This window comes from Chlorobiota bacterium (genome assembly GCA_016710285.1).
Classification (GTDB): Bacteria; Bacteroidota; Ignavibacteria; order OLB7; family OLB7; genus OLB7.
On sequence record JADJXR010000001.1, the window covers coordinates 1871789 to 1898576 of the forward strand.

Consider the following 26788-nt stretch of genomic DNA (forward strand, 5'->3'; position numbering starts at 1 on the left):
ATTGTAGGTTGAAGAACGATGCCCGCCGCACAGCTACTCCAAAACGGGAGCAGATTTGGTGCTGGTAACGCCGTGGCAATGCAATGATAATGGCTGCAAAAACTGATGGGAAGAGTGGCAGAAGGATGTTAAGTGATGGTAACGCAGAAGTGGAAATTTTGGGCGTTATTAAGGATTCTTAACGCTAATAATTGACTTGGAGCAGCAAGTCGCACGCACCATTTTTACGCCGATGCAATCTGTTTTCTTGTTGCAACAACTGTATTTCATAATCCCTACCCTTCCCGTTCGTCAGGAAACCATCGCGTGCTACTTCAGATAGCTCCTCTTGCGTTCTCTCTCTACGCTCTCCTAATTCCCTTATGACCAAACTGACGAAACGAATCATCATCGGCACCGTGGTGCTGGCTGGCGTTGCTGCTTTAGCTATCCCCAAAATCATCTCCCTGAAAAAAGAAGAAGCAGCAATCGCTTCGGCGGGGGCTTCGGGGGGGCAGAAAGGGGGCGGGCAAGCCGTGAGTGTGAAAGGCTTTGTGGTTTCCCAGCAGAATCTTGATGGGGGGATGATGGTCCCGGGAACGATCATCGCGAACGAGTCGGTGGAGCTTCGCAGCGAGGTGTCGGGGCGGGTGGTGGGCCTGAATTTTAGCGAGGGAAGGCTCGTGGGCAAAGGGGCGCTGCTGGTGAAAATCAACGACCAAGAATTGCAGGCCCAGCTGAAGCAAGCCACCTACCGCCAGGAACTGCTGGCCGCCAAAGAACGCCGCCAACGCCAGCTTCTGCAAAAGGAAGCCGTCAGCCAAGCGGAGTATGACGTGGCCGCAAGCGAGCTAAACACCGCCACTGCCGAGCTTGAGCTGATCCGCGCCCAAATTGCCCGCACCGAGCTGCGTGCACCGTTTGCCGGGCGCATCGGCTTGCGCGCCATCAGCGATGGAAGCTATATCTCCCCTTCCACCCCAATCGCAACCTTGTACAGCGTTGACCCCATTAAAGTGGAGTTTGCCGTCCCCGAGCATTATGCGGGGCTGATGGAACCCGGGACCGAAGTCTCGTTCACGATTCAGGGGAACGACCAGCGGTTCCGCGCGCGGGTGTTTGCTTCCGAGCCGATGATTGACCCAACCACCCGAACATTGCTGGTGCGGGCCCAGGCTCCAAACGCCGATGGCGAAGTTCAGCCCGGGGCTTTTGCGCAGGTTTCCCTTCCTGTTGGAAGCAGTGCGGCGGCGTTGCTGGTCCCTGCCGAGGCGGTGATCCCAGAAGCCAACGGGCAGAAGGTCTTCATCGCCAAAGATGGGAAAGCGGTTCCCAAACCGATTAAAGCCGGCGTCCGCACCGATGCGATGGTGCAGGTGCTGGAGGGGGTGCAGCCCGGCGACACCGTCATCACCAGCGGTGTGCTGTCGGTTCGGCCTGGTTCGGGGCTTCGGTTCACCCAGGTCACCAGCGGAGCGCAAGGGGGGCAGCCATGAGTCTTTCCACCGTCAGCATCCGCCGCCCGGTGCTTTCCATTGTTCTTTCCATCATCATCGTTCTGTTTGGTGTTATCGGGTTCTTCCAGCTTGGCGTTCGGGAGTATCCGGCGGTGGATCCGCCAATCGTCACCGTCACCACCAGCTACGCCGGGGCCAATGCCGATGTGATCGAATCGCAGATCACCGAGCCGTTGGAAGCCTCCATCAACGGTATCTCCGGCGTGCGGGCCATCACCTCCACCAGCCGCGACAGCCGCAGCCAGATCACCGTGGAGTTTACCATTGACCAGGACCTTGAGGCCGCCGCAAACGATGTCCGCGACCGTGTCTCGCGTGCGGTGCGGAACCTTCCCCCCGATGCGGACCCCCCCACCGTTGCCAAAGCCGATGCCGACGCAAACCCAATCCTGTTTATCACCATCGAGAGCGCGACCCGCGACCCGTTGGACATCAACGGCATCGTCAACAATGTTTTCAAGGAGCAGTTGCAAACTGTTCCCGGGGTTAGCGAGATCAATATCTGGGGGGAGAAGAAATATGCCATGCGTATCTCGCTCGACCCCGCGCGGCTTGCTGCCTACGGCCTTACCCCGCAGGACATTCGCGCAGCGATTGCTGCCGAAAACGTGGAGCTTCCCAGCGGAAAGGTGGAAGGGAACAGCGTTGAACTTTCGGTGCGGACGCAAGGGCGGATTGAAACGCCGGCGCAGTTCAATAACCTGATTCTCCGCTCGGCCAAAGGAAGGAACGTGCGGCTGCGCGATGTTGGATATGCCGAGCTTACTGCCGAGAATATCCGCACCAGTTTGCGCCGCAACGGGACCCCGTTGGTGGGGCTGGCAATCTTCCCGCAACCGGGGGCCAACAACGTGGCCATTGCCGATGAGGTCTATAAGCGATTGGAGCATATCAAGGCTGATATCCCCGATGATATCAAGATTGACATCGGGTTCGACACCACCGTCTATATCCGCCAATCTATCACCGAAGTGGTGGAGACCATCGGCATTGCGTTTGTGTTGGTGGCCTGCATCATCTTCCTGTTTTTGCGCGATTGGCGGACCACGATTATCCCCGTGCTGGCAATCCCGGTTTCGCTTATCGGAACGTTCTTCATCATGTCGGTTGCTGGGTTCTCCATCAATGTTCTGACGATGCTGGGAATCGTGCTGGCGATTGGCCTTGTGGTGGACGATGCCATTGTGGTGCTGGAAAATATCTACGCCAAAATTGAGCAAGGAATGCCCCCGATGCAGGCAGGAATTGCCGGGGCCAAGGAGATTTTCCTTGCGGTGATTGCCACCACGGTCTCCCTTGCGGCGGTGTTCATGCCGCTCCTGTTTTTGGAAGGGCTTACCGGGCGGTTGTTCACCGAGTTCGGCGTGGTGGTTGCTGGGTCGGTGATTATCAGCGCGTTTGTTGCGCTAACGCTGACCCCGATGCTGAGCACGCGGATCATCAAGTCCGGGGCGCACAACCGATTCTACCGCGCAACCGAACCGTTCTTCCAGAAGCTGACCACCGGCTACCGCAACAGCCTTGAGACCTTCATGCGCCACCGCTGGCTTGCGGTCCCAATCATCCTTGCCATTGCCGCGATCACGTGGTGGCTGGGAAGCGGGTTGAAATCGGAGCTTGCCCCGCTTGAGGACCGCAGCCGAATGAGGATTACGGCCCTTGCTCAGGAAGGGGCAACCTACACCTACATGGAAGGCTACATGAAGGAGTTGGAGCAACTGATTGCCGACAGCATCCCCGAACGCTCGGCGGCAATCACCGTCACCTCACCCGGGTTTATCGGGTCGAACAACATGGGGTTTGTCAACTTGATCCTGCAACCCCCGGACCAGCGCCAGCGCACCCAGCAACAAATCGCCGACCTTTTGGCGCGCACCCTTCCGATGCTGAGCGGCGCGCGGGCGTTCGCCGCGCAAGAAGCAACCATTGGCGACCGTAGGTCTGGGTTGCCGGTCCAGTTTGTGATCCAGGCATCAACGCTTCAGAAGCTGCGCGAAGCGTTGCCCAAATTTTTGGAGGAAGCCCGCAAGAACCCCGCCTTCCGCTTTGTGGATGTTAATCTAAAATTCAACAAGCCGGAGCTGCGGATCGAGATCAACCGCGAGAAAGCCCGGACGCTGGGCGTCTCGGTGATGGACGTTGCGCAGACCTTGCAGCTGGCCTTAAGCGAGCAGCGGATTGGATACTTCATCAAGGAAGGAAAACAGTACCAGGTGATTGGCCAGCTTACGCCAGAAAGCCGGATGAGGCCGCTGGACCTTCGCTCGCTTGGCGTGCGCGCCAGCAACGGCGAGCTTGTTCAGCTTGACAATGTGGTGACGATGACCGAGCAAAGCAACCCGCCGCAGCTGTTCCGCTACAACCGCTACGTTTCGGCAACGGTTTCGGCGGACCCTGCGCCCGGGAAAACCATTGCCGATGGGATCAAGGCAATGCAGGCGATTGCCGCACGCACGCTGGACCCTTCCTTCAGCACGGACCTTGCCGGAAGCAGCCGCGACTTTGCCGACAGCTCGTCCACCATCCTGTTTGCGTTTCTGCTGGCGTTGGTGTTGGTGTATCTAACATTGGCCGCGCAGTTCGAGAGTTTCCGCGACCCGTTCATCATTCTGCTGACGGTTCCGTTGGCGCTGGCCGGGGCGGTGATCTCGCTGTGGTACTTCGGCCAAACGCTGAACATCTTCAGCCAAATTGGGATCATCATGCTGGTGGGATTGGTGACAAAAAACGGCATTCTGATTGTGGAGTTCGCCAACCAGCGGAAGGAGGATGGGCTGAAGGTGATGGAGGCGATTATTGACGCATCCACGGCGCGGTTCCGCCCAATCTTGATGACCAGTTTCTCCACCATTCTTGGCACGCTCCCCATTGCCCTTGCGCTTGGCGGCGGTGCCGAAAGCCGTGTCTCGATGGGGATTGCCGTTGTTGGCGGGCTGATCTTCAGCAGTTTCCTGACGCTGTACGTTATCCCGGCAATCTATTCCTATTTAACCCGCAAACACGTTCAACTTCACCTGCGCGACGACGCAACGCCCGACGACGCAACGCCCAACGGCCCCACTCCACCACAGAATGGAGTTTCCACGCTTCCCCGCCCGGTGCTTGCAGCCCGGCAAGGAGGGGGCTACGATGCGTAAACCCTGGAGCTTGATTGCTGCGGTGGCGGCCATTGCTACCGGCCTGTGCGCCATGCCAGCCACGGTGCGTTCGCAAGAAATCTTGACGCTGGAGCAAGCGCAGCAGCTTGCCCGCCAGAACAACGCCGCAATCCGCCTTGCCGAATCCGACGTGGCGATTGCCCAAAACAATGCCACCCGTGGCAACGCCGGATTCCTGCCAAGCGTTGATGCCACCGCCGGCTATGGCGGAAGCGTCACCAACACGGACCAGGAGTACCGCACCGGGGAAGTGGTGCGCCGCAGCGGGGCAACCGCCACCAACTACAACGCCGGCGTTGGGGTAAGCTGGACCGCGTTCGATGGCTTCCGAATGTTCAACACCTACCAGCAGCTGCAGAAGCGGGAGGAGCTTGCCAACGCCGGATTGGAATCGGTGGCCGAGGACCTTGCGTGGCGGGTGGCGGTGGCCTGGTACGACGTCCAACGCCAGCAGCAGCAGTTGCGGGTGCTGCGCCAGTCGGTTGCCATGTCCGAAGAACGATTGCGGTTGGTGGAGATGAAGTATGAGGTTGGCGAGAACTCCAAACGTGAGCTTCTTCCGGCAAAGGTTGATTTGAACAGCGACCGCTCGGCAGCCTTGCGCCAGGAGGCGATGCTGCGGAACGCGAAAGCCGCGCTGAACCTTCTGCTTGCCCGCGATCCCGCCGCCGATTTCTCCGTTCCCGACACCGTTGTTCTGGATGAATCGTTTGATGAGAACCTGCTTCGCCAGGAAGCACTGGCCAACAACCGCCGCTTGCGTTCGGCGCAGATTGCCCGCCAGCTTGCGGGTTTGGGAATGGACCAAGCCCGCGCCGGCTACTACCCCCGATTGGGGCTAAGCCTGGGATACAACATTGCCGGAAGCAGTGCCGAAGCCAGCTTCATCAGCAGCAGCACCACCAACGGGCTAACCTACGGCGCAACCGCATCGCTGAACCTGTTCGACGGGTTCAACACCAGCCGCCAAACGGAGAACGCGCAGATTGCAATCGAGGCAGCGGAGGTGGAGTATCAGGATGCCGAGCGTGCGGTGGCTTCCCAGCTGGCGCAGGCATTCACCACGTGGCGCAGCCGGTTGGAGTTGGTGAAGTTGGAGCGCGAAAACGTGGGGATTGCGGAACAGAGTTTGGAGATTGCCCAGGAGCGATTCAACGTTGGGACGGTGATCGCGCTGGAGCTACGCCAGGCGCAAACCTCCGTAACCGAAGCCCGCTGGCGCCTGCTTGCCGCGCAGTATGATGCCTACCTAAGCCAAGTGGACCTGCTGCGATTAAGCGGGCGGTTGAAGTAGCCCGGCAGCGGCGGATAGAAGCTGTGGAATGCGGGGCCACCGGGCGTTTGGGTCAGCGGGTCATTGCCCCGGTTCTGGCTCAGGAATAATCGCCCGGTTCCCGCGTGGGTTCCCATTTTCTGCTAACTTCGCCGCCAATGGCGATTTCGGGGAGCAATATCACCTTTCGGTATGGCCGGCGCTTTGGCATTCAACGGGCAACAATCGCTGCCAGCAATGGCCAGCTTGTTGGGCTGATCGGCGGCAATGGTTCCGGCAAAACCACACTGCTGAAACTTCTGTGCGGCATCCTTCCCCCCCAGGAAGGGAGCATTTTGCTTGATGGCCAACCGCTGCAATCCTACACCCCAACCGAACGCGCCCGCCGCATTGCTTGGGTCCCGCAAAGCTACGCCCCAGCGTTTGGCTACACCGTGGAGCAATTGGTGATGCTGGGGCGGCTTCCCCACCGCAGCCTTGCTATCGGGTTCGAGTCCCAGGCGGATATCGCCGCCACCGAGGAAGCCATTGCCTTGATGGACCTTCAATCGCTGCGCCACGAGCCGATTACTCAGCTTTCCGGCGGGGAACTTCAGCGTGCGCTGGTTGCCAAATCGCTGGCGCAGGGGTGCGGCACGCTGCTGCTGGACGAACCAAACGCCCACCTTGATATCGCCCGCCAAGTAAGCGTGATGACCACCCTTCGCCAACGCGCCACCGCTAACGGCTTGTGCGTTGTTGCTTCGATCCACGACCTCAATCTTGCCTCCACCTTTTGCGACTCCCTTGCAATTATGTCGGATGGGCGCGTTCTGATGCAAGGAACGCCCCAAGAAGTGCTCCGCCCCGAACCCCTTTCCGAAGCGTTTGGGGTCCAGGTCCAAGTGCAGCCGAACGCCTACGGCGAACGCCCTGCGGTCCAGTATCGCTATGCTCTGCCGGGGGAGGGAGGGGAACAGAGGTGATGGAGAAAAGAGCACTCCGTTGGAAATGGATGGGGAAGAATCGTTCTGCGTCGCCATTGCCAGTGTCGCCGCCAGCATCACCATCAGCATCCTCGTCAGCGGGCAAGTGGTGGTTATTTCTGTTGGCGGCGGTGGCGGAGTTCGGGGCGATGTTGCAGATGACGAGCCTTCGCTACACCGCGCAACGCCTTGAGCCGCAGTTGTTCGATTTTACCCGTGAAGCAAACGTTTATGGTTTCTTCCTGGCATTGCCGTTTATATTGCTGTTCCTGACGTTGGCGTGCGTGCGCCATTTGCACCGGCGCGGATTGGCCGCAACGGCTGCTGGAACCTCGATCGTCACGTTGGCCGCGCTGTTGGCCGCGCCGATGATTGCCCCGGCCAGCCAGCCATATCTGTTCGGCGGATACTTGGGGGCGAAAGCGTTCGCGCTGGCGGGGTTTGCCGTGTGGTTGCGTCCGCTGCGGAATGGAGTTTCCGCTTGGCGGAAGGCGTTCTTCACGTTGTGTTTGGGCGTTGGCATCATGGCCGCAGTGCTGGTGGTGGTGATTGCGATGGTGCTGACCAGCCCAATCGGTCCACAGGTGGATGAGGTCCCACGGCAGCAGTACGATGCCGGGGTGATACTGGGCGCGGCGGTCTGGAGCGGGAACCGGCCAAGCCCGGTCCTGCGCGAACGGGTGAACCGTGGCTACGACCTGCTGAACGATGGCGTTGTGCAGTTCCTTGTGGTCACCGGGGGAAGCGCCCCAAGCGAGCTGCCGGAAGCCGAAGTTGCGCGCCGTGCGTTGGTGGCGTTGGGGGTGGATCCCTCAAGGATTGTGATGGAGGCCCACACCAACTCCACGGTGGAGCAAATCCTGTACATTCGCGACCAGCTGATGCAGAAGCAGCGGTGGAACACCTTCATTATCGTCAGCGATCAGTTCCATCTGAAACGGGCATTGGAAATCTGCGCCTTCAACGGAATCAAGGCGCGTGGCGTTTCCTCCGAATCTCCGTTGGGGCCGCAAAATTTGGTTCTGTATCACGTCCGCGAAAGCCTTGCGCTGATTCTTTACTGGATGTTTGGAAGCTGAGTGTGCAACCTGTGTGAATGACAAACCTGAAGGCCAAGCCTACGGGTCAACCTAAGGGTGAAAAAAAATCAGAGTATGCACCGTTCCTGATTGATCCGCCAACAGTGTGTGGATTGGGCCCATTAACCGGCAACCGATAACCGATAACCGATTTCCAACATGGCTCTTCTTGATTCAATGGTAGAGTATGGCCACGAGCAAGTGGTCTTCTGCTCGGACCCCGTTTCTGGGTTGCGGGCAATTATCGCTATTCACAACACCACGCTGGGACCCGCGCTTGGGGGAACCCGAATGTGGCATTACAAATCCGACAGCGCCGCGCGCGAGGACGTGCTGCGGCTTTCGCGTGGGATGACCTACAAGGCCGCCATTTCCGGGCTGAATTTGGGGGGAGGGAAGGCGGTGATTATTGGCGATTCGCGCCGCAATAAGTCCGAGGCTCTCTTCCGTTCGTTCGGGCGGTTTGTGCAAGGGTTGGGGGGGCGTTACATCACAGCCGAAGACGTTGGGACCTCCGTTGCCGACATGGCATGGGTGCGGATGGAAACCAACTACGTCACCGGGGTGAACAGTGCCGGGGGAAGCGGCGACCCCTCGCCGTTCACTGCCTACGGCGTCTATCATGGAATCAAAGCGGCAGCGAAAAAAGCGTTCGGGAACGACTCGCTGCAGCGGCGCAAAATTGCGGTGCAAGGGGCGGGGAACGTCGCCAGCCACTTGATTGCACATCTGGTTCACGAGGGGGCAAAGGTCACCGTGTCGGACATCTACGACGACAAGGTCCAGCAGTTGGTGGCCGACCACGGCGTTGCCACCGTTGCGCCGGAAGCGATCTACGACGTTGATTGCGACATCTTTGCCCCATGCGCGTTGGGGGCTTGCATCAACGACGACACCATCCCCCGGCTTCACGCACGGGTGATTGCCGGCGGGGCCAACAACCAGCTGGACGACCCCGCACGCCACGCCCCAATCTTGCGCGAGCGTGGAATCTTGTATATCCCCGATTATGTGATTAATGCCGGCGGGCTGATGAACGTGGCGTTGGAGCTTGAAGGCTACTCGCGCGAGCGGGCACTGCTCCGCGCCGAAAGCATCTATGGAATCGTGGAAAATATCTTGAAGGTAAGCGAAGCCCAGGGGATACTAACCGTTGAGGCATCCGATCGTTTAGCAGAAGAGCGAATCAACGCAATCGGGCATATCAAACAGCGGCACGTGTAAAAAGTGTGGGGGCGGGTGATTGCTTATCCGCCCCCCAACTTCCCATCCGCCGCTCCGCCTTTTTCCGACAACCATTAACCGAACAACCCCTTTGACAACATACTCGCTGATGAACGACGACGACATCCAACCCACACCCGCCACGCGGCGATTGGTGCGCGAGCGGGTGATGCAAACGCTGTATGCCCACGAGCTTGGCCGTGAGCATGGCGGGGAACCAGTGGAGTTTTTGGCAATGCAGATTGTGCAGCCAGAATTGAAAGGCGACAGCGTGCTGATGGAGTTTGCCCAGGACCTGCTGCGTCGGGTTGTCAACAATCTTACCGAGCTTGATGCCATCATCCGTTCGCTGGCGGAGAATTGGGACTTTTCCCGGATTGCCCCCATTGATAAAGTTCTGCTTCGGATGGCGATTACCGAGATTCTGTACTTCCCCGAAATCCCTGCCCGCGTCACGATTAACGAGGTGATTGAAATCGCCAAACGCTACTCCACCGATAAATCGGGGATATTCCTGAATGGTGTGTTGGATGGTGTGATAGCCAAACTGAAAAAAGAAGGCCGCTTCAAAAAATCGGGGCGGGGATTGCTCGATCACGAATAAACCAAGCCTTCGCCGCGCAACCGCACGCAAACCAAACTGCCCGAACATCTTCGTTCTCTCTGTCTCCCTCTCCTTTGCGTTTTCCACACTTCATACTGCTGCTGCTTCTGGTGTCCGGCTGCTCCAATCCGGAGTACACCCGGGGCGCGTCGCCGGTGGATAGCATTGCCCGGCAGTTCTTGCACAGCGTCATCCAGCAGGATACGCAGATGATGGACCGGGCCGTAAGCGGCAAGGCAAAACTCTTGGCCGCTTCCGATTCCCTTGCGGCGGTGGTTGCGTACTTCAACGGCAGCCAACCAGCTTCGGTTGAGTTGGTCAGCAACGAGGTTGCGTCCGACGAATCCACCGCAGGGGTGGAGCATCACCGCCTTCAGTACCGGATCACCTTTGCCGACAACCGCCAGATTTCCTACTTCTGCCAGCTTACCGCCACCAGCCGCGACACCACCATCAGCGATTTCCGATTCCGTTGGCAGTAGCCGCTGCCACCAGGGGGCGCGGCGCGGTTATCCCAGCACCTCGTTCCGTTGGCGCAGTTCTTCCAATGCCGCTGCACGCAAATCCTCGAACCCTTCGCGCAGGCCCTGCTCAATCACCCCTGCCATTTGCGAAGCGGAATAGACGTGAACCTCGAACACAAAATCGGCACCAGCTTCGTACAGTTGCAACGCTTGGCTGATGCGGTCGGCAGCAACAATCACCGCTGCGTGGGGGCATAGCTGGCGTGCTGTCCGCAAAATCCGGGTGTTGTTGGTCCCTTTCAGGATGGTGTCGGGGATGGTGGAAAGGACAAGGTCGGCGTGGTCAATATGGGCGTGTTGCAGCGTGTCCATGTGGGCAACGTCGCCGTACAGGCAGGCCACGCCGCGCCGGTTCAGCTCGTTAATCACCTGCGGGTTGAAGTCAATCACCAGCAACTTCTCCACCAGTGGGCTTCGCCCGTCATCGCTTGATTGCTTCTCCAACTCATGCAACAGCGCGCTGGCTTGGCGGAAAAATCCAAGCATAATGATGGACCGTTCGGCGTGGCTTCCTTCTTCCTCCTCGTGGGCGTTCGGGTTGCCGTCGTCCAGGTCTTTCAGGCCAATGCGTTTCATCCAGCCGGAGATTGTTCCCTGCAACCGGTGGCTGTAGCCAATCAGGTAGGTGGAGCCAACGGAGGTGAAGGCAAAGATGAAAATGATGATGCTGACGATGCCGCTATCAATATGCTGGAAGGCCAACCCCAGCGAGGCAATCACAATGGCGAACTCGCTGATCTGCGCCAAGTTGATGGAAGGAATGATGCTGACCCGGTGGCCCATTCTCAGGCGGTACAGGATTGGGAAGACGCTGAAGAAACGGGTGAGGATCAGGAAGAGCGAAGCCGCCAACGCCACGATAATCATCTCGGCAGTTGGGATCGGGATCTGCATCCCCAACGCCACAAAGAAGAGGGTCACGAAGAAATCGCGGATGCTGAGGACCTTGGCGATCACGTCCAAGTTGTACGGGAAGGTGCTGATGCTGACCCCCGCAATCAACGCTCCCATCTCCCGCGAGAGGCCCGCGTAGTTTGCCGCGCCCGCCAAAATGAAGCACCACGCCAGCGAGGCCACCAGCACAATCTCCGGCGACTTTGCCACCGATTTGAAGAGTGCCGGAAGCACATACTTGCTTGCCCCCAGCGCCACCGCCACCAGCAAAATCCCCATGCCAACGGACTTCAGCAGCGGGAGCAATTCTGGGTTCAGCAAGTTCGGCTGCAGGGCCAGAACAAGGATTGCCCAGATGTCCTGGAACACCAGCACCCCCAGGGTGATGCGCCCGGGCAGGGTGTCAAGCTCGAACTTGTCGTACAGGAGTTTCACCACAATCATGGTGCTGCTTAGGCCCACGCAAATCGCCAAGTAGAGAAGGCTGAAGTTCCCTTGGCCCATTCCATACCCCAACAGCGCAAAGAACCCCAACCCCAGCCCCACAGTGATTGGGAACTGAAAGATGCCGGGAAAGATTACGGCTTTGCCGGCGGCAAGCAGTTTCTTCAGGTCAATCTCCAACCCGATGATGAACAGCAGCAAGATCAATCCAATCTCGGCAACGGTGTGGATGCTGTCGCGGTCCTCCACCAATTTGAACCCAACCTCTGGGCCAATCAGCACCCCGGCAAGCAGGTAGGCAAGGATCAGCGGTTGTTTGGTTCGGTGGGCAAGGAACGCAAGCACTGCGGCGGCAGCCACGCAGATGCCAATGCTGGCAAGAAGGTCGGTGTGTCCGTGCATGAAATGGTATTGAGAGATAGAGAGAGAGAGAGGGAAGGTCGCGCCATTCGGCCTGTTCCTGCCGAAGCATCGGAGCAGAAGACCCAATAACGGCATTCTCAGGAAGTTGAGCAAGAGTTGGGAGGAAAGAAGATCGTTCCCGTTGCTTGCGTGCCCGCGTTCCGTGGCGTAGTTTGCGCCCCTATTATGCCATCAACTCCCCATACCGCCGGCACCGATCTGCTGAACCAGGAATGGCTTGAGCGGATCATCGCACTTGCCGAACAGCTGGTTCGCTCGGCACCCCAGCTGTGGGTGGCGGAATCGGTTATTGCCAGGGATCACCCTTCCCACTACCAATCCGAAGCCGATCTGTACGACGACCTTGATGAGGAGGAACGCGCCCAAGCCGTTGCCCGCGCCGTTGATGCTTTGCGTGCAGTGGTGGCGCTGGGCTACACGCTGCAGCCGCAAGCCAATGACCACAAGGAGGAGGAGCCGGAGGCCGAGGAGCCGAACATTATTCTGGAGCAGCTTGCGCAATCTTCGGCGGGGAATTTGGGGTCGTTGCTGGCGTTATGGCGTGCGCGGAAAACGGAGCAATGGGCGCGCTACCCGAACATCTACCGGATTCTTGGCAAGCGAATTCTTGACCTTGGCGAACCGATCCTTGCCTACGATGTCGTCAGCGAGGGGCTGGAGTATTGGCCCACCGATGTGCGAATGCGCCAACTGAACGCGCTGGCACTTTCCCGCAGCGGAGCAACCGACAAAGCCAACGCCATACTGCTGCAACTGCATCAGGAAGGAAACACCGACGAGGAGACCCTGGGGCTGCTTGCCCGAACCCACAAAGACCTGTGGCAACAAGCCCGGGACCCAGAAGAACGGCAACGGCAGTTGCAGCAATCGTTCGGGTACTATTTCCAAGCCTACCGATTGAACCGCGGCTACTACACCGGAATTAACGCTGCAACCGTTGCGCTGCTGGCCAACGATACGGACCACGCCCGGACGATAGCGCAGGAAGTTCACCAGATGTGCATGCAGGAGTACGAAAGCTCCGCCGATGCCGCCAATAACTACTGGCTGATTGCCACCCTTGCCGAAGCCGCGCTGATTCATGGAGACATCGAAGAAGCGGGCGGATGGTACGGCCAAGCCGCCCAGCTTGGCCGCGGGAAGTACGGGAATCTGAACAGCACGCGCCGCAACGCCTGGCTGATTATGGACCACTTGCAGCTGGACCGCCACATCATTGACCAGTATTTCCAGCTGCCCACCGTTGTGGTGTTTGCCGGCCACATGATTGACCGTGAGGACCGCCCAATCCCCCGGTTCCCGCCGGAGCTGGAGGGGCCAGTAAAACAAGCAATCCGCGAGCGGCTGATTGCCTTGAACTGCGGTATCGGCTACTCATCGCTGGCGTGTGGGTCGGACATTCTGTTCCAAGAAGCGGTGCTGGAGATTGGGGGCGAGGCCCACGTGGTGCTTCCCTACAACCGGAAAAATTTCATTGAAGACAGCGTGGGCTATCGGCCCGAAGGGAATTGGGAGGCACGGTTCGACCGCATCTGCCGCGAAGCAACCGAGGTGCAAACAGCGTCGCTGCAAAAGATGATGGGGGGAAGCATGTCGTTCGAGTACACCAACCTTCTGCTGCATGGATTGGCCACCATCCGGTCCGAGCAGTTGCAAACGCGGCTTGTTCCGTTTGCGGTGTGGGATGGGAAAAACGGCGATGGGGTTGGCGGCACCGCCAGCAGCATTGACCACTGGCGGTTGGCAGGGCGGGATATTGAGATTAGACCTCTTTCAAAAGTAGTTTTCAAGGGAGTTCAAAATTATGGATGGCGGCGATGAGGTTGAATCTCACATCAAATCGCTTGCGACGATTTCGATACTTCTCCGCTATGATCTTGAACACCTTTAACCGACCAAACACATGCTCAATCACGATCCGCTTCCGCGAATGCTCACGATTCTCCTCCTTCTCCCAATCCCCTAATGCTACCCCCTTCCGCCGCTTGTGCGGCAACCATACGTTGCTCTGGATCTTCGATAACCCCAGATATCCCAAATCCGCCATCCAACAACTCCCACTCCCCAACAATCGCTTATACCCCCGACCCACACACTGCTTCAATAACGAGAAATCATGCTGGCTTCCAACCCCAAACTCTGTCTTGAGGATCCGACGACTTCCCAACGCCATGGCTACCTGCGTCTTGATTGTGTGGCATCCACGCTTCCCGCTGTAGTACTCCCTTTGCTTTTTTTTGGCCGTTCAATCGGGCTTTCTGTCGCATCGATCACGATCACGGCAAATTCTATGTCCCCGCCTCGCGGCTGCGGACGCTGCGGCAATTGAAACTCTTTGCTCTGGGTGAGTTCATCCTCCACTCGCCGAATGATCCGGCCGCAGGTCGGTTCGCTGATCCCAAAATCCGCTGCAAGGTGATATTGCGCTCGATACTCCCGCCAATACAGCAGCGTCAACAACAGCTGATCGGCCAACACCAGTTTCGGTGGGCGACCAAACTCTCGCCGTGCTGCACGAATGACCTTGAGCATTGCCTCGAAGGTTGTCGGCAACACACCCGTTAAGCGTCGAAATTGTTCCGGTGAACGATCACAAATCTCTGCGTAGCGCATCCTTCTTCCTTATATTGGTTGACCCCAAACATAACCCGTAATCTAGACTTTTGAAAGAGGTCTATTATTCGTTTGGATGAGCTTGCCCAACAAGCACGCCGCAGCAACCACATGGCCGAACAAGCAAAGCCCGTTGTGATGGGAAAGGCTTATGAAGAAGAGGAAGAAGAAGATGGGCTTCGTGCCGAGATGATCGGGATGCTGTTTGCCGATGCCGTCAGCTTCAGCAAGCTGACCGAGGAGGAGTTGCCGCTGTTCATCCGAAATTTCTTGGGGGACATTGGCGACCTGGTTCGCAACTCCAACCACAAACCAATCATGCAAAACACCTGGGGCGACGGGCTGTACCTTGTCTTCCCCGACGTGCGCGCCACCGGGCTGTTTGCCCTGGAGTTGTACGAACGAATCTGCATGGTTGATTGGGCAACCCGCGACCTTCCTTCCACCCTCAATCTTCGGATTGCCCTGCACGCCGGCCCCGTCTATTCCTGCATTGACCCGGTGACGGGGAACCCCAACTACATCGGCAGCCAAGTAAGCCACGCCGCCCGTATCGAACCCGTCACCCCGCCCGGGCAGGTGTATGCTAGCCAGGCGTTTGCGGCGTTGGCCGCTGCGCAGTGCGTCACCGAGTTCACCTGCGACTACGTTGGCCAAACCCCGTTGGCAAAGGAGCATGGCACCTTCCCGACCTATCTGGTGCGGAGAAGCATTGGAGGATGAGGGGGGGGGCTGCCGCGCTCCTCTTCCCTCCTAATTTTTGCGCCCTCTCTCTTCGGAGCTAAACTCACTCACGCTCCCCTCCCTCTTCCTTCCTCTCACCCCACCGCATAGGCCATAGCCGCCTGCGCCTGCCGCCGCCGCTTCCACCATCTGTACCGCTTTCTTCCGTTTCTCGTCTGCTTCCCGGGTGTGGGGGTGATCTCCCCAAAAAATCATCCCTCGCTCTCACCCATTGGGGTGAACCGCCTCACCCACCTTGCCAGCGATGTTGCAAGCGTTGCCGAACAATCGAGCATGACGGCAGCAGAACATCAAACCAATAGAATAATTGCACACAGGAAGGAGAAGAACAATGCCAGCACACACCACCACAAAAGGGAATATCCGAGACATGATTGCCACAGCGATCATTCTTACTTGCTTCGCGCTTGTCACGGCCGCAATGGTTAGCTGCGGCAAAGCAGAAACGGGGGAAAGCAAGGCCACACAACAAACAACTGCCACAACCCCCACCCCAGACTCCGCAAGCCAACACGCTTCCCGCATCGAGCGCGGAAAGTACTTGGTCACGATTAGCGGCTGCAACGATTGCCACACGCCAGTGAAAATGGGCCCGAAAGGGCCGGAGAAGGATATGGCCAGAATGTTAGCCGGCCACCCAGAGGAAGTCGTACTTCCAACACCACCAAAAATTGATGGCCCATGGGGGATGATGTCCGCCGCGATGACCGGAACCGCTTACGCCGGGCCATGGGGCATCACCTACGCCATGAACCTAACCCCCGACACCACTACCGGGCTTGGAAACTGGAGCGAGCAGATCTTCATGCTGGCGATAAGAGAAGGGAAGCACTTCGGTGGATCGCGCCCGATTATGCCGCCGATGCCGTGGGATGTTTACAAGCATATGACCGACGAGGATTTGAAATCGGTGTTCGCCTATCTGAAGTCAATCCCTCCGGTTAAAAACAAGGTTCCGGAATACATGCCGCCACAGGGGCCAATGGCAAGCAAGTAACAGAAGGCACACCCCAGCAACCTTCGCCAATCGTTGGTGGTAGGGGGGGGGAACGGCAACGGGCCTTTCCCCCCTCCCTACCGGCTAACAGCCGGGGCCAGAGTGGGATAGAGCTTGCTTCGCCACCAATCATCACTCATTACGGTTCGCCGATCACGTCCAATGGATCAAAACCCAACAACCCAAAACCCAACAACCAAAACCACCACCATGTTCACACGAATACTGTTCCGCTTGCTACTTCTGCTTGGCATCTCCACCCCGATGTTGGGGCAATGGACGCAGCTGCCGGGTCCTTCCGGGGGCGAAATTCGCTCGCTGGCAGTGCGCGGGGTAAGCGCAATCGCCATTAACGATCTTGGCAAAGTTTTCCGCAGCGACGGCGCAAACTGGAGCCCGCTCAACACCATGAACGCCTTGCAGGTGTTCTGCATTGGCGGCGCCTACTATGCCGACGATTTCGGCAACCTGATCCGCTCCACCAACAACGGGCAGACGTGGCAGGAGACCGGCCTTGAACGCTCAATCATGAGCATCGTGCGGCTGCAAGGGAAGTCCAACGTGCTGATTGCTTCGGACCGCACGGCCCTGTTCCGCTCCACCAATGGCGGGATCGGCTGGGACTCAATCGCCGCATTTGGCCCAAACAATTACATGATGGATATTGATGCTGATGGAGCCTACGTTTACGGCCTCTCGACTGGTGAATCCGGAGCCATCCTGCGGCGAATACATGCCGACAGCACGCAATGGAGCAATGCGGTTGCCACCTACCCTTCCACCAACATTGCCTCGCGGATGGAAGTGACCGATGGGGTTATCACCATCTACTACTTCAACGATGGCATTTTCCGCAGCTCCGACGGCGGGGCCACGTGGAACCAGGTCAACACCGGATTGCCAACCCAGTCGTTCATCATGAACGACTTGATTGCCACACACAAAGGGCTGTTTGCTTCCACCACGCATGGGGTCTATAAACTGAAAGGGGAAACATGGCAGCGGGTGCTGGCCCAGCGCGACGCGCAGCTTGCCACCACCAACAGCGAGATCGTTGGCGAACTGTGGGCCGCCACCGCCAGCGGTGTGTTAAGCGGGGGCGATGATGGAGAATCCTGGACCGCAATCAACGCTGGGTTGAATGTTCATTCCATCAAGAATATTGTTGCTGTGGGGAATGCAATCCTGGCCGCCGCACCCGCCGGAATCTTCCGCAGCACCAACGAAGGAATGGCGTGGGAGCAGACGTTTGCCACCCCAATCCTTCAGATGGTTGCCGAAGGGAACACGGTGCTGGCGCTGCACGAGAACTACGGCACCCCGGGCCTATCCCGTTCCAGCGATGGCGGCATCACCTGGACCGCCGCCACCACCAACCTTCCCGAACCGCTGCTGGACCTTACCGGTATTGCCGCCGCCGATGGAGTCTTCTACCTCTCCTCAGGCAACGGCGGAAGCGTGGGGGTTTGGCGTTCCACCGATGGCTGCGCAACGTGGCAACGTGCCTCGGCAGGGCTGCCCACCAACAACGACCAAACCCCGGTCCCCATTAACGCCATTGCTGCCCAGGGAACAAGCGTGATTGCCGTCACCGCGTCGGCAGCCTACTGGTCCGGCGATGCAGGGGCAAGCTGGCAAGCAAGCGATTTGCAGATTGATGGAATGTCCTACCGCCCGGTTGCCGCCGCCGCTGCGGGGCAATTCTACTTGGGCAACGTTGACACGTTGTACAGCTCCGCCGACAGCGGAAAAACGTGGGAGGTGGAGCCGATCCTGAAGGATGGTGAATCCGCAATCCTTGCGATTGCTTCGGTTGGCCAGTCGGCAGTGGTGCTTTCGGAGTTCTTTGTGGGATTGGGGGAGCACCCCACCGCGGGAATGATGTGGCACAACGGAGGATGGTCCACCTTCACCGACCGGCTGCCGGAAAAAACATGGCTGATGAGCATTGCCAGCGCCGGAAACCACTTGTTTGTGGGCACCTGGGGAAGCGGCCTGATGCGCGCCACCACTGCCGAGGTTCTTGGCCAAACAAGCAACGCGCCGGGGGCGTTCATCAACACGTTCAAACTTGCGGCCTACCCCAACCCGGTCACTGCCGATGCCCGCATCCATTTCACGCTGGAACGCCCGGGCCATGTGGTGATTGAGCTTGTGAACCCACTTGGCACAACCATCAAAACCTTGTTTGAAGGGGACGTTGACGCCGGGGACCATGCCGTTGTGGTTGATGCAAGCCAGCTTCCATCCGGCGTCTGGTTCTACCGGCTTACCAGCGGTGGAGAAAGCGTCACGGAGAAGTTTGTGAAGCCGTAAAAAAAGAACAGCTTGTTGGCAATGAACCGAGGGTCACGCAATGATGATCCTCGGTTCTTCATTTTCCGGAGTGGCTCCAAAAAATTCTCTTTCAACGAAGCCGCAGCCCACTCGATAATTCCTTGCTCTTCCCTAACTTTTCGGCGTTCACCGATTGCCCATGATCGGCGCCAGTCCCTACTTCTTTTTTTGATTCGGAGGGCCTATGCCAACGCCGTTATTCTCCCGACTCTGCTTCCATTTCTCACTGTTGCTGCTGTGCCCTTTCTCCCCCTTGCTTGCCCAACAAATTGGCGAGTGGATTGTGGTGGATGGCCGGATTCCCGGGACCGTTCGTACCGAGCCTTCGCACATTGCCTCTGCCGGGGTCGGCGATTACGTGGTTGCTGGGCAAATGAACCCGTGGATTGGCCCCTTCTACCTGCGCCACACCACCGACGGCGGGGCAACGTGGAAAAACATCTGGCAAGATTCGTTGGGGCAATCGTCGCGGATTGTGGACCTGCTGCACCCAACCGCAAGCCGGTTCCTTCTGCTGGTTGATTCCATCACCAGCGACCTTACGCAATGGCAGTCGCGGCGTGGCGTGGTGATTGGGTCCACCAACGGCGGGGCATCATGGTTCCGCGTGGAGTTGGGGAAGGACCAGGTGTTCACCTCCTGCTCCATGAGCGACTCCACGCACGGCATCGCAATCCGGCACACATACGGCACCACCTCCGGAACCGATGACCTGCAACAAACCACCGATGGCGGGATGACATGGACCCCGCTCCCAATCCCAGCAGGAGTGACGGAGATCCTGAGCGTTGCGGCTGTTGGTCGGGACGATGTCCGCATCGCCGTCAAGAAGTCGAAATCCAACAGCACGGATATCTACCGATTGGCCGGGGCCGGTAGCGATTGGGAGAAGATCGGGGCAATGCCAGCAACGGTGCGGAAGATGATCTTCACCACCCCACAAAACGGTTTTGCCTGGACCGAAGGAAGTCGCGGGGACCTTCTGCTGCGGACCGAAAACAGCGGCGCAACATGGGCGGTGACGATTGACACGCTGGGGCTAACATGGGACATTGTGGATATTGACTTTGCCGATTCGGAGCATGGCATTGTGGCCTTGAACTACCCCACCTTCATACGAACAACCGACGGGGGAACGGAGTGGACGGAAGAGTATCTGCCAGCAAGCATCGCAGCTGAAGGATCGGTGGCAAAAAAAGTTGCGCAACGCCACCCATCGGAAGCAATGGCGATTGCACGCCATGAATACGTCTGCAAATTCACAGGGCGCACGCGGCTGCGCCCGCCATTGGTGCATCCAATCAGGCGGGGCGATGCCGCATCGTTCACGGTGCAATGGGAAAGAGTCACCGGGGCCACGCTCTACGACATTGAGGTGGGGGATACCTCCGGTGATTACAACGTGGCGAACCCCGAAATTTTTAACGAGCCGTGGTTTGCCCGCTACGGGCTGGACACGACCGCGCAAGCCGTCCCGCGTGAGCTTGGGCGGCGCTACGAGGTGCGCCTGCGGGCACGAAACGACCACGACACCAGCGACTGGTCGGCAATAAAAGTGATTCGCGTTCCCGACACCGCCGTTGAGCTTGCCATTCCCCAATGGCTCTATCCTGCCAACGAAGAAACCGGGGTGAAAGTCCCCACAACAATACGGTGGCAGCGGGTTCAGGGGGCAACGTCGTACATGCTGATCATTGATAACCTCCCAACATTTTCCGGCCCCACCACGATCACGCAAGGCGACCTTCGCGACACCTTCTACACATTCGGCGGGCTGCGCCCAAACACGCGCTATTACGTCCGGCTTCGCGCCAGCAATGGAACCGTCACCCGCTGGGCCGGCCTGCTGACGTTCACCACTGGGGGGATATCCTCGGCTCCGATTCCAGAAACTCCATCCGCCCTGGCGTGCCATCTTTCCCCGAACCTGCTGGTCCCGGGCGCAGAAGCAACCCTTACCCTTTCCGTTGCCCAGGCCGATGAACTCCAAATTCGCATTGTTGATTACGCGGGACGGGAGCTGCAACGCCTTGGCCCGCAGCGGTTGGACCCTGGCGAGCATCGGTTGCGGTTGGATGCCGGCCAGCTTCCGCCCGGCGCGGCGTTCCTGCTTGTGGAGGGGGCGCAAGGGGACAGGGCCATTGCACCGTTGTGGGTGTATTGACGCTGCGGGCGTTGTTCAAGATCGTCACAGCGTAGGGGCCTGGCTTGGCTGCCCGCCAACAAACGGATAATTTCGGCGCAACTACGGAACAAACTGAAGGAGAGCAATGCCATGACCGAGACACTTCCCGCCGCCGGTGGAACACGCACCAGCAACCGCACCGTTCGCGCCCCACGCGGGACCGAACTTACCTGCCGCAACTGGCAGATTGAAGCGGCCTACCGAATGATCCAAAACAACCTGGACCCCGAGGTGGCCGAACGTCCGTCCGAGCTGATTGTGTACGGAGGGTTGGGGAAGGCCGCGCGCAACTGGGAGTGTTTCGATGCCATTCTGGAATCGCTGCGGAAGCTGGAGCCGGACCAAACCTTGCTGGTGCAATCGGGGAAGCCGGTGGGCGTTGTCCGCTCCCACACCGACGCGCCCCGAGTGCTGATTGCCAACAGCAACCTTGTGCCGGGCTGGGCAACGTGGGACCAGTTCCGCCAGCTTGATGAGATGGGCCTGATGATGTACGGCCAGATGACCGCCGGAAGCTGGATCTACATTGGCACGCAGGGGATATTGCAAGGAACCTACGAGACGTTCGCTGCCTGCGCCGAACGCCACTTTGGCGGAACGCTTCGGGGAACCCTGACCGTCACCGCTGGGCTTGGCGGGATGGGGGGCGCGCAGCCGCTTGCCGTCACGATGAACGAAGGGACGGTGCTGGCGGTGGAGATTGATGAATGGCGGATTGACAAACGGATCCACGACCGCTACTGCGACCGCAAAGCCACGAACCTTGACGAAGCGTTGGCGATGCTTCAGGAGGCCCGCCAGCGTGGCGAATCGCTTTCGGTTGGCCTGCTGGGGAACGCCGCCGAGGTGCTTCCGGAAATGGTCCGGCGCGGCATCATTCCCGACATCGTCACGGACCAAACTTCTGCCCACGATTTGCTGAACGGATACTATCCTGCCGGGCTTTCCAAGCAGGAATCGGACGCGCTTCGTGCCGCCGATCCCGATGAATATCTGCGCCGCGCCGCCGAGTCGGTACGCGCCCACGTGGAGGCAATCGTTGCCATGAAAGATGCGGGGGCGGTGGCGTTCGATTACGGAAATAACATCCGTGCCGAGGCCCAGAAAGCAGGGTTTGGCCGTGCGTTCGAGTTCAAAGGGTTTGTGCCGGAATACATCCGCCCGTTGTTCTGCGACGGCAAGGGGCCGTTCCGTTGGGTGGCGCTTTCGGGCAACCCGGAGGACATTTACGCAACGGACCGGGCAATCATGGAGCTGTTCCCCGACAACGCCCCGCTCCACCGCTGGCTGGCAATGGCCCAGGAGCGGATTGCATGGCAAGGATTGCCGGCACGGATCTGTTGGCTGGGATATGGCGAGCGTGAGAAAGCGGGATTGCTCTTCAACCAGATGGTCCGCGACGGACGCGTTTCCGCGCCAATCGTTATTGGCCGCGACCATTTGGATTGCGGATCGGTTGCCAGCCCCAACCGCGAAACGGAAGGGATGCGGGATGGCTCCGATGCCATTAGCGACTGGCCATTGCTGAACTTTGCGATGCACGCAATGGGTGGGGCAACGTGGACCTCGTTCCACCACGGCGGCGGGGTTGGGATGGGGTACTCGCAGCACTCCGGAATGGTGGTGGTGGCCGACGGCACACCGGAAGCTGATGCGCGATTGTCGCGGGTGCTGACCTACGACCCCGCAATGGGGATCTTCCGCCACGCCGACGCCGGCTACGAACGCGCCGCCCGCAACGCCCAGCAATTCGGCATCAATATCCCGATGCTGAATCGGGGGTGAGGGCAAGCTCCATCCGAAGCAAAAAACAATCGCCGCATGAAGCCTGGATGCTCATGCGGCGATTGCTGTTTTTGAGCAATCAGCAGCGTCAACATTATGGAATCGGCACCAGGGTGCTTGCTCGCACGCCATTCGATTCGGCAACGGCAACATAGGCTCCGGGGGGAAGTTCCTCCAGCGACACCCAACCCATTCCGGCGGCGATGCTGCGGCGCAACACCACACGCCCCACCATATCTACTACGCTGACGGTGATCTCTTTCCCGGTTGCTCCATCAACCTGCAATTGCCGACGGCCCGCAGCCATTATGATCCGAAGGGCTTGCCCTTCTTCTGCGGCAGGCTCAACTCCTGTGGGAATGTCGGCAATGCTGGCAACGTACAGGTGCGGGAACCGCAAACCCACAACGCCAAACGTTCCATCCCGAAGCTGGTGAACGGCGTTCAACTTCCCGGTGTCGGAGCCGGACCAGGATGTACGCCAACGGATCGTTCCGGCAGCGTCCAATCGGAGCATCAGCGGATATTGTCGGCTCTGGTCAATAGTTCGGCGATTCGGTCGGAACATGGCGGTGTATCCAACAGCCATGAAGCCACCATCGGGAAGGGGTTCAATGGCGGTTAATTGTGCATAGTCCGTCTCGAAGGAGAGTTCTTTTTTCCAGAGAGTATTGCCCAAAGAATCGAGGCGGAAGAGGATGGGGGCTGACTTCCATTGCTTGCCAGTTTGGACAAAGGGGTTGACGCTCAGGAGCATGCCTCCATCGTTGGTTGGTGCCAAGCCAGCACAGTAGGTGTAGGGGATAGCAGTGTCGGCAGGGATACGTTCCCAAAGGATAGTGCCGGAGCTATCGAAGCAAGCAAGGAAGGGTCGGCGAAATTGGCCGGACTCGGTGCGGTCGCCACGCAGAATAAATCGGTTATGGGCAATTGGGGTTAGGCCAAGTGCTTCGTAGTATGGTCGAGTATTTTGGTGGTAATACTTGTATTGCAGCTGGTAGCCATCGTCTCGGATACGTTTAAATCGTGTTCCTACGCTTTCCGAAGTAGAGATAGCGATAAATTCATTTTGATTTGGAGCTTGGCAAAAATGTGAATTCACACCAAGACTATACGATTTGCCAGGAACTTGAACTTGCCGGCTTATAAAAGTATCAAGCATATTTCCTTCTCTTGACAATACTACTTTCTGGTAATACGCAAAATCAGTCATTATTATTGGATAGTAATTGCATGATACTACTACGGTAGTATCCACGATTTTAACCCATCGAGCATCGGAAAGAAAAGCATTCAAAAAATCAGAAACAGTATCTCCAAATTTCCGACTCCAGAATAATGTTCCATACTCACCTATTCGGCTGACTGCAGAGGTAAACCCTGCGCCAGTCTCCCCCCAGACATAGATATCACCATTGACATCTTGCACAAACTCCATGCCGTTGTAATATAAGTCCGATACTTGTGGGTGAGGGCTGGGCTCCATGTACATATTTTCCCATCGTATTTCTTGGCTGTGCAGAGTGGTATTTGCAATGATGATTCCCACAAGCATTGCAGCAAATAGCGGAATGATATTCGATAAGCACTTGCGGTTAGGTGAGGTTCTGCTCGGTTGATGATTTTTCATGGTAGTACTCCTTGCGGTAGTTCAAAATTCCTTAGCATAATAATGCCCGTAGGGAATATCACGTATTCCCTACGGGCATAGGCGCGACTATTTTTTGCTTAACCCAGGAGAATCGGGTGCATTCTTTGGAGGCGTGAACTCACTTTCGTTGCAATATGGGCGGCATGGTCCCAGCCGTGCCCCGGGATTTGATTGCCGAATAATTTCTGCGTCGGGTGGATCTATCGGGCAGATGTCAGCACCCGAGGGAACAGCAGTCTGCCAACTAAACACTTGGCGTTGCTGCGAAACATCATAGCAGATCTTAAATTCACGCAAGCAGCATTGAACTTCGCCATTGCATGAGTAATACCGGTTCGAAATTCGCACAGGCACTTGAGGGGTCGGAGGCGTAGAAGCGAATGGCTGGGCATCCTTTTTCCCACCAGAAGTATCAATACGGTGAAATTCAACAGGTATGTTTCTGGTCAGCACGGCCATGCACGTTGCATACGTGGCGCGGAAAATTTTCTGGCCGTTCGGGCACAGAAAACTCTGGTAATCTTGTTGTAGATCAGGATTGTTTGGATCTAACGCAAGTGCATTTTGTGCAAGGATAAATTTTTGATCGAATAGCAGGATGGCCAACCGCTTCAATGCTGAATGGAAGAGTTGCTGAAGGAATTGATCTTGGTCAAAGCTGCTGGTATAAGCATTGTGCAAATCATAGCAGGGGTTTGATGGATCGTTCGGATTATTGATGTCAGGAATTTGCCAGTCAATATCGAACAACTGATAATAGAACGTGTTCAACCCGCAGTCCCGTACTCGATAATTAATTGTTAGCGGGCAAGAAGGAAATTCTGGGATGGTAGTTATAAAGTAGCCATACTGCCAAGGTGCTGTGCAGTTGACTTGCTCCTCGCGGCAATCGCTGCTGCCTCCACTAGGCTGCGCGACTACCTGATGACCGATGACAACGAAAAAAACAAGCGTTAGCAGTAACCTCCATAACGAACGCTGTGTTGGCTTGCCGTGTGCCGTGTGCCGTGTGCCGTGTGTGGCAGGATGTGGACGCTGTTCATGGTGAACTCCGTGATAATGGATAAATGTGGAAAAGCTGCCTGCAGTGGTTGCAAGCAATGATGAACAAATAAGACACCACTACGCAGATGTGGTGGATGTTAGGGGGGGCAGACGGGGAGCAAAATAGGGAATCGCGTGGGGGAGAAACAAGGCAAAGAGAGAGATTTTTTCATCCAACTAAAAAAAAGCCGATGCCCCGTTAGGCGGACGGGGCATCGGCGTGTCTGAACCGTTACAACGGATTCAGGAAGCCTTGCTCATGTACACGATCTTGCGGATCGTGTCGTACTGCAGGTAGGGATGCAGTTCTTGCAGCTTATCTAACGCGTCGCTGGCGGTCATCTTTTTGCGCATCTCGCGGTAGGTTTTCCGAATCTGGAAATCGCGAACCGATTTGGCATCGAACAGCCGATGCTGCTGCAGCAGCGCGAACGTGTCATCATCAATAAAATCCCCCAATGGATTCAGCCGCACTTCCGGGGTGCTGGTGAACCCATCATCGGCACGGATTTCTTCCGGGGCTTCCTTCTGTTCTTTCAGTGCCATTTGTGCCATCCTAATTCGTGAACGAACTGTTGTTGCTGACATTGGATTGATCCTCCTGTTCAATGTGTGCAGTTGAGTGATTGCTTCACACCCACGTGTGTGCTCATGGTATCGGTTGGCCTATGCGCGTGCTCCGGTGTTCTGCTCCATCTGGTTGCGTACGATTGCTGTGCAAAGCAGGGTATCCATTTCCTTCCTCTCCCGTTTCTTTTCTCTGAACTGTTATTGATTGATCGCCTTTTCAAGCCCAGCTGTTTGAAATTGGGCATGAAAAAAGCCGAATGGATTGCATTCGGCTGAGACATTGCCCACAAGGCGTTCCCGAATGCTGATCTGCTGGTTACTGGCTGCACCCTTGCTCCCGCAAACGCGCCGCCGTTGGGACGGATAGACCGTAGTGTTGTAACCGAGTAATCAGGATTCGATAATCGCTGTTGCCTTGTGTTGAATTGGATTGGAGGAGTACTGCGTGCCATAAAGACACAGCCGCGCCGCCGTTTGTTACATCGCCCGATAAAAAAGAATCCTGCCTCCTCTTCCTCTCACCTATCGCCGTTCCCCGTACTCTGCTAACACAGGAAACAGCGGAAATGTTAGCGGAAGCCGATTGCGGTGCTAATTTGTTCCCCCTGCCTATGCCACGCGTTGCCATTATCCTTTCCGGCGTGGAGTCTGGCGCGCGGCGGGGGCAACGGTGGTTGGGCTAAGCAACCGGAAGCTCCACGGCCCGGCTCGGCGGCCCGCCCGTTCCAGCTGGTTCATGCTTTTTGGGCAACCGAGCCGGGGTTTCTTGCAAGCCGCA

Annotated in this window: 21 protein-coding genes; 15 read left to right on the forward strand and 6 right to left on the reverse strand. The window is 57.6% G+C overall.

The window, feature by feature from the left end:
• Positions 1 to 362: 362 nt before the first annotated feature.
• The 9 genes from IPM61_06665 (at position 363) to IPM61_06705 (ending at position 10281) form a co-directional block, all read left to right on the forward strand.
• Positions 363 to 1475 carry an efflux RND transporter periplasmic adaptor subunit gene (locus IPM61_06665; protein ID MBK8910995.1) on the forward strand — a complete coding sequence of 371 codons (1113 nt, stop codon included), beginning with the start codon at positions 363 to 365 and terminating at the stop codon, positions 1473 to 1475.
• Positions 1472 to 4633, forward strand: coding sequence for an efflux RND transporter permease subunit (locus IPM61_06670; GenBank protein MBK8910996.1), 3162 nt, complete (start codon positions 1472 to 1474; stop codon positions 4631 to 4633). Before IPM61_06665 ends, IPM61_06670 begins: the two co-directional genes overlap by 4 nt.
• Positions 4626 to 5948, forward strand: coding sequence for a TolC family protein (locus IPM61_06675; protein MBK8910997.1), 1323 nt, complete (start codon positions 4626 to 4628; stop codon positions 5946 to 5948). Before IPM61_06670 ends, IPM61_06675 begins: the two co-directional genes overlap by 8 nt.
• 137 nt (positions 5949 to 6085) lie before the next feature.
• Positions 6086 to 6892, forward strand: coding sequence for an ABC transporter ATP-binding protein (locus tag IPM61_06680; GenBank protein MBK8910998.1), 807 nt, complete (start codon positions 6086 to 6088; stop codon positions 6890 to 6892).
• 25 nt (positions 6893 to 6917) lie between these two features.
• A complete protein-coding gene (locus tag IPM61_06685) occupies positions 6918 to 7085 on the forward strand; it encodes a hypothetical protein (GenBank protein MBK8910999.1) in 168 nt (55 codons plus the stop codon).
• On the forward strand, positions 7051 to 7971 hold the full coding sequence (locus tag IPM61_06690; protein MBK8911000.1) for a YdcF family protein: 921 nt from the start codon (positions 7051 to 7053) through the stop codon (positions 7969 to 7971). The genes IPM61_06685 and IPM61_06690 overlap by 35 nt, the downstream gene beginning before the upstream one ends.
• Positions 7972 to 8130: 159 nt before the next feature.
• Entirely contained in the window at positions 8131 to 9195 is a 1065-nt protein-coding gene (locus tag IPM61_06695) for a Glu/Leu/Phe/Val dehydrogenase (protein ID MBK8911001.1), read from the forward strand.
• A gap of 109 nt (positions 9196 to 9304) precedes the next feature.
• Positions 9305 to 9799 carry a transcription antitermination factor NusB gene (gene nusB, locus IPM61_06700; protein MBK8911002.1) on the forward strand — a complete coding sequence of 165 codons (495 nt, stop codon included), beginning with the start codon at positions 9305 to 9307 and terminating at the stop codon, positions 9797 to 9799.
• Positions 9800 to 9909: 110 nt separating this feature from the next.
• Complete coding sequence (locus IPM61_06705; protein ID MBK8911003.1) at positions 9910 to 10281, forward strand: hypothetical protein; 372 nt, start codon at positions 9910 to 9912, stop codon at positions 10279 to 10281.
• A gap of 27 nt (positions 10282 to 10308) precedes the next feature.
• Here IPM61_06705 and IPM61_06710 read toward each other — a convergent pair whose 3' ends face one another.
• Positions 10309 to 12063, reverse strand: a complete 1755-nt coding sequence (locus IPM61_06710; protein ID MBK8911004.1) for a cation:proton antiporter — start codon at positions 12061 to 12063, stop codon at positions 10309 to 10311.
• Between the two features lie 186 nt (positions 12064 to 12249).
• On the opposite strand from IPM61_06710, the gene IPM61_06715 reads away from it, so the two are divergent.
• The gene (locus IPM61_06715) at positions 12250 to 13905 is read left to right on the forward strand and encodes a DUF4071 domain-containing protein (protein MBK8911005.1); all 1656 of its coding nucleotides are present in this window, start codon (positions 12250 to 12252) and stop codon (positions 13903 to 13905) included.
• Here IPM61_06715 and IPM61_06720 read toward each other — a convergent pair.
• A complete protein-coding gene (locus tag IPM61_06720; GenBank protein MBK8911006.1) occupies positions 13871 to 14275 on the reverse strand; it encodes a transposase in 405 nt (134 codons plus the stop codon). The two genes, IPM61_06715 and IPM61_06720, sit on opposite strands and share 35 nt — an antisense overlap.
• A complete protein-coding gene (locus IPM61_06725) occupies positions 14260 to 14697 on the reverse strand; it encodes a transposase family protein (GenBank protein ID MBK8911007.1) in 438 nt (145 codons plus the stop codon). Before IPM61_06725 ends, IPM61_06720 begins: the two co-directional genes overlap by 16 nt.
• Positions 14698 to 14808: 111 nt before the next feature.
• Here IPM61_06725 and IPM61_06730 point away from each other — a divergent pair, with 111 nt between their 5' ends.
• The 5 genes from IPM61_06730 to hutU all read left to right on the forward strand — a co-directional run bounded on the left by IPM61_06730 (position 14809) and on the right by hutU (position 22745).
• The gene (locus tag IPM61_06730; protein MBK8911008.1) at positions 14809 to 15420 is read left to right on the forward strand and encodes a hypothetical protein; all 612 of its coding nucleotides are present in this window, start codon (positions 14809 to 14811) and stop codon (positions 15418 to 15420) included.
• Positions 15421 to 15772: 352 nt separating this feature from the next.
• On the forward strand, positions 15773 to 16438 hold the full coding sequence (locus IPM61_06735) for a diheme cytochrome c-553 (protein ID MBK8911009.1): 666 nt from the start codon (positions 15773 to 15775) through the stop codon (positions 16436 to 16438).
• A 210-nt stretch (positions 16439 to 16648) separates the two neighbouring features.
• Positions 16649 to 18754, forward strand: coding sequence for a T9SS type A sorting domain-containing protein (locus tag IPM61_06740; protein MBK8911010.1), 2106 nt, complete (start codon positions 16649 to 16651; stop codon positions 18752 to 18754).
• A gap of 205 nt (positions 18755 to 18959) precedes the next feature.
• On the forward strand, positions 18960 to 20939 hold the full coding sequence (locus tag IPM61_06745; protein ID MBK8911011.1) for a hypothetical protein: 1980 nt from the start codon (positions 18960 to 18962) through the stop codon (positions 20937 to 20939).
• 111 nt (positions 20940 to 21050) lie between these two features.
• Positions 21051 to 22745 carry a urocanate hydratase gene (gene hutU, locus IPM61_06750; GenBank protein MBK8911012.1) on the forward strand — a complete coding sequence of 565 codons (1695 nt, stop codon included), beginning with the start codon at positions 21051 to 21053 and terminating at the stop codon, positions 22743 to 22745.
• A gap of 94 nt (positions 22746 to 22839) precedes the next feature.
• Here the strand turns inward: hutU and IPM61_06755 are convergent, their stop codons facing one another.
• From IPM61_06755 to IPM61_06765, 3 genes are all read right to left on the reverse strand, one after another.
• A complete protein-coding gene (locus tag IPM61_06755; GenBank protein MBK8911013.1) occupies positions 22840 to 24375 on the reverse strand; it encodes a hypothetical protein in 1536 nt (511 codons plus the stop codon).
• Positions 24376 to 24462: 87 nt separating this feature from the next.
• Positions 24463 to 25497 carry a hypothetical protein gene (locus IPM61_06760; protein MBK8911014.1) on the reverse strand — a complete coding sequence of 345 codons (1035 nt, stop codon included), beginning with the start codon at positions 25495 to 25497 and terminating at the stop codon, positions 24463 to 24465.
• 186 nt (positions 25498 to 25683) lie between these two features.
• Positions 25684 to 25914, reverse strand: coding sequence for a hypothetical protein (locus IPM61_06765; GenBank protein MBK8911015.1), 231 nt, complete (start codon positions 25912 to 25914; stop codon positions 25684 to 25686).
• Positions 25915 to 26788 lie beyond the last annotated feature (874 nt).

Coding starts and splice junctions, on each gene's coding strand:
- IPM61_06665 (MBK8910995.1), top strand. CDS start 363: ATGACCAAACTGACGAAACGAATCATCATCGGCACCGTGGTGCTGGCT.
- IPM61_06710 (MBK8911004.1), bottom strand. CDS start 12,063: ATGCACGGACACACCGACCTTCTTGCCAGCATTGGCATCTGCGTGGCT.
- IPM61_06670 (MBK8910996.1), top strand. CDS start 1,472: ATGAGTCTTTCCACCGTCAGCATCCGCCGCCCGGTGCTTTCCATTGTT.
- IPM61_06685 (MBK8910999.1), top strand. CDS start 6,918: ATGGATGGGGAAGAATCGTTCTGCGTCGCCATTGCCAGTGTCGCCGCC.
- IPM61_06725 (MBK8911007.1), bottom strand. CDS start 14,697: ATGCGCTACGCAGAGATTTGTGATCGTTCACCGGAACAATTTCGACGC.
- IPM61_06745 (MBK8911011.1), top strand. CDS start 18,960: ATGCCAACGCCGTTATTCTCCCGACTCTGCTTCCATTTCTCACTGTTG.
- IPM61_06695 (MBK8911001.1), top strand. CDS start 8,131: ATGGCTCTTCTTGATTCAATGGTAGAGTATGGCCACGAGCAAGTGGTC.
- IPM61_06740 (MBK8911010.1), top strand. CDS start 16,649: ATGTTCACACGAATACTGTTCCGCTTGCTACTTCTGCTTGGCATCTCC.
- IPM61_06730 (MBK8911008.1), top strand. CDS start 14,809: ATGGCCGAACAAGCAAAGCCCGTTGTGATGGGAAAGGCTTATGAAGAA.
- IPM61_06735 (MBK8911009.1), top strand. CDS start 15,773: ATGCCAGCACACACCACCACAAAAGGGAATATCCGAGACATGATTGCC.
- IPM61_06715 (MBK8911005.1), top strand. CDS start 12,250: ATGCCATCAACTCCCCATACCGCCGGCACCGATCTGCTGAACCAGGAA.
- nusB (MBK8911002.1), top strand. CDS start 9,305: ATGAACGACGACGACATCCAACCCACACCCGCCACGCGGCGATTGGTG.
- IPM61_06675 (MBK8910997.1), top strand. CDS start 4,626: ATGCGTAAACCCTGGAGCTTGATTGCTGCGGTGGCGGCCATTGCTACC.
- hutU (MBK8911012.1), top strand. CDS start 21,051: ATGACCGAGACACTTCCCGCCGCCGGTGGAACACGCACCAGCAACCGC.
- IPM61_06690 (MBK8911000.1), top strand. CDS start 7,051: ATGACGAGCCTTCGCTACACCGCGCAACGCCTTGAGCCGCAGTTGTTC.
- IPM61_06755 (MBK8911013.1), bottom strand. CDS start 24,375: ATGAAAAATCATCAACCGAGCAGAACCTCACCTAACCGCAAGTGCTTA.
- IPM61_06680 (MBK8910998.1), top strand. CDS start 6,086: ATGGCGATTTCGGGGAGCAATATCACCTTTCGGTATGGCCGGCGCTTT.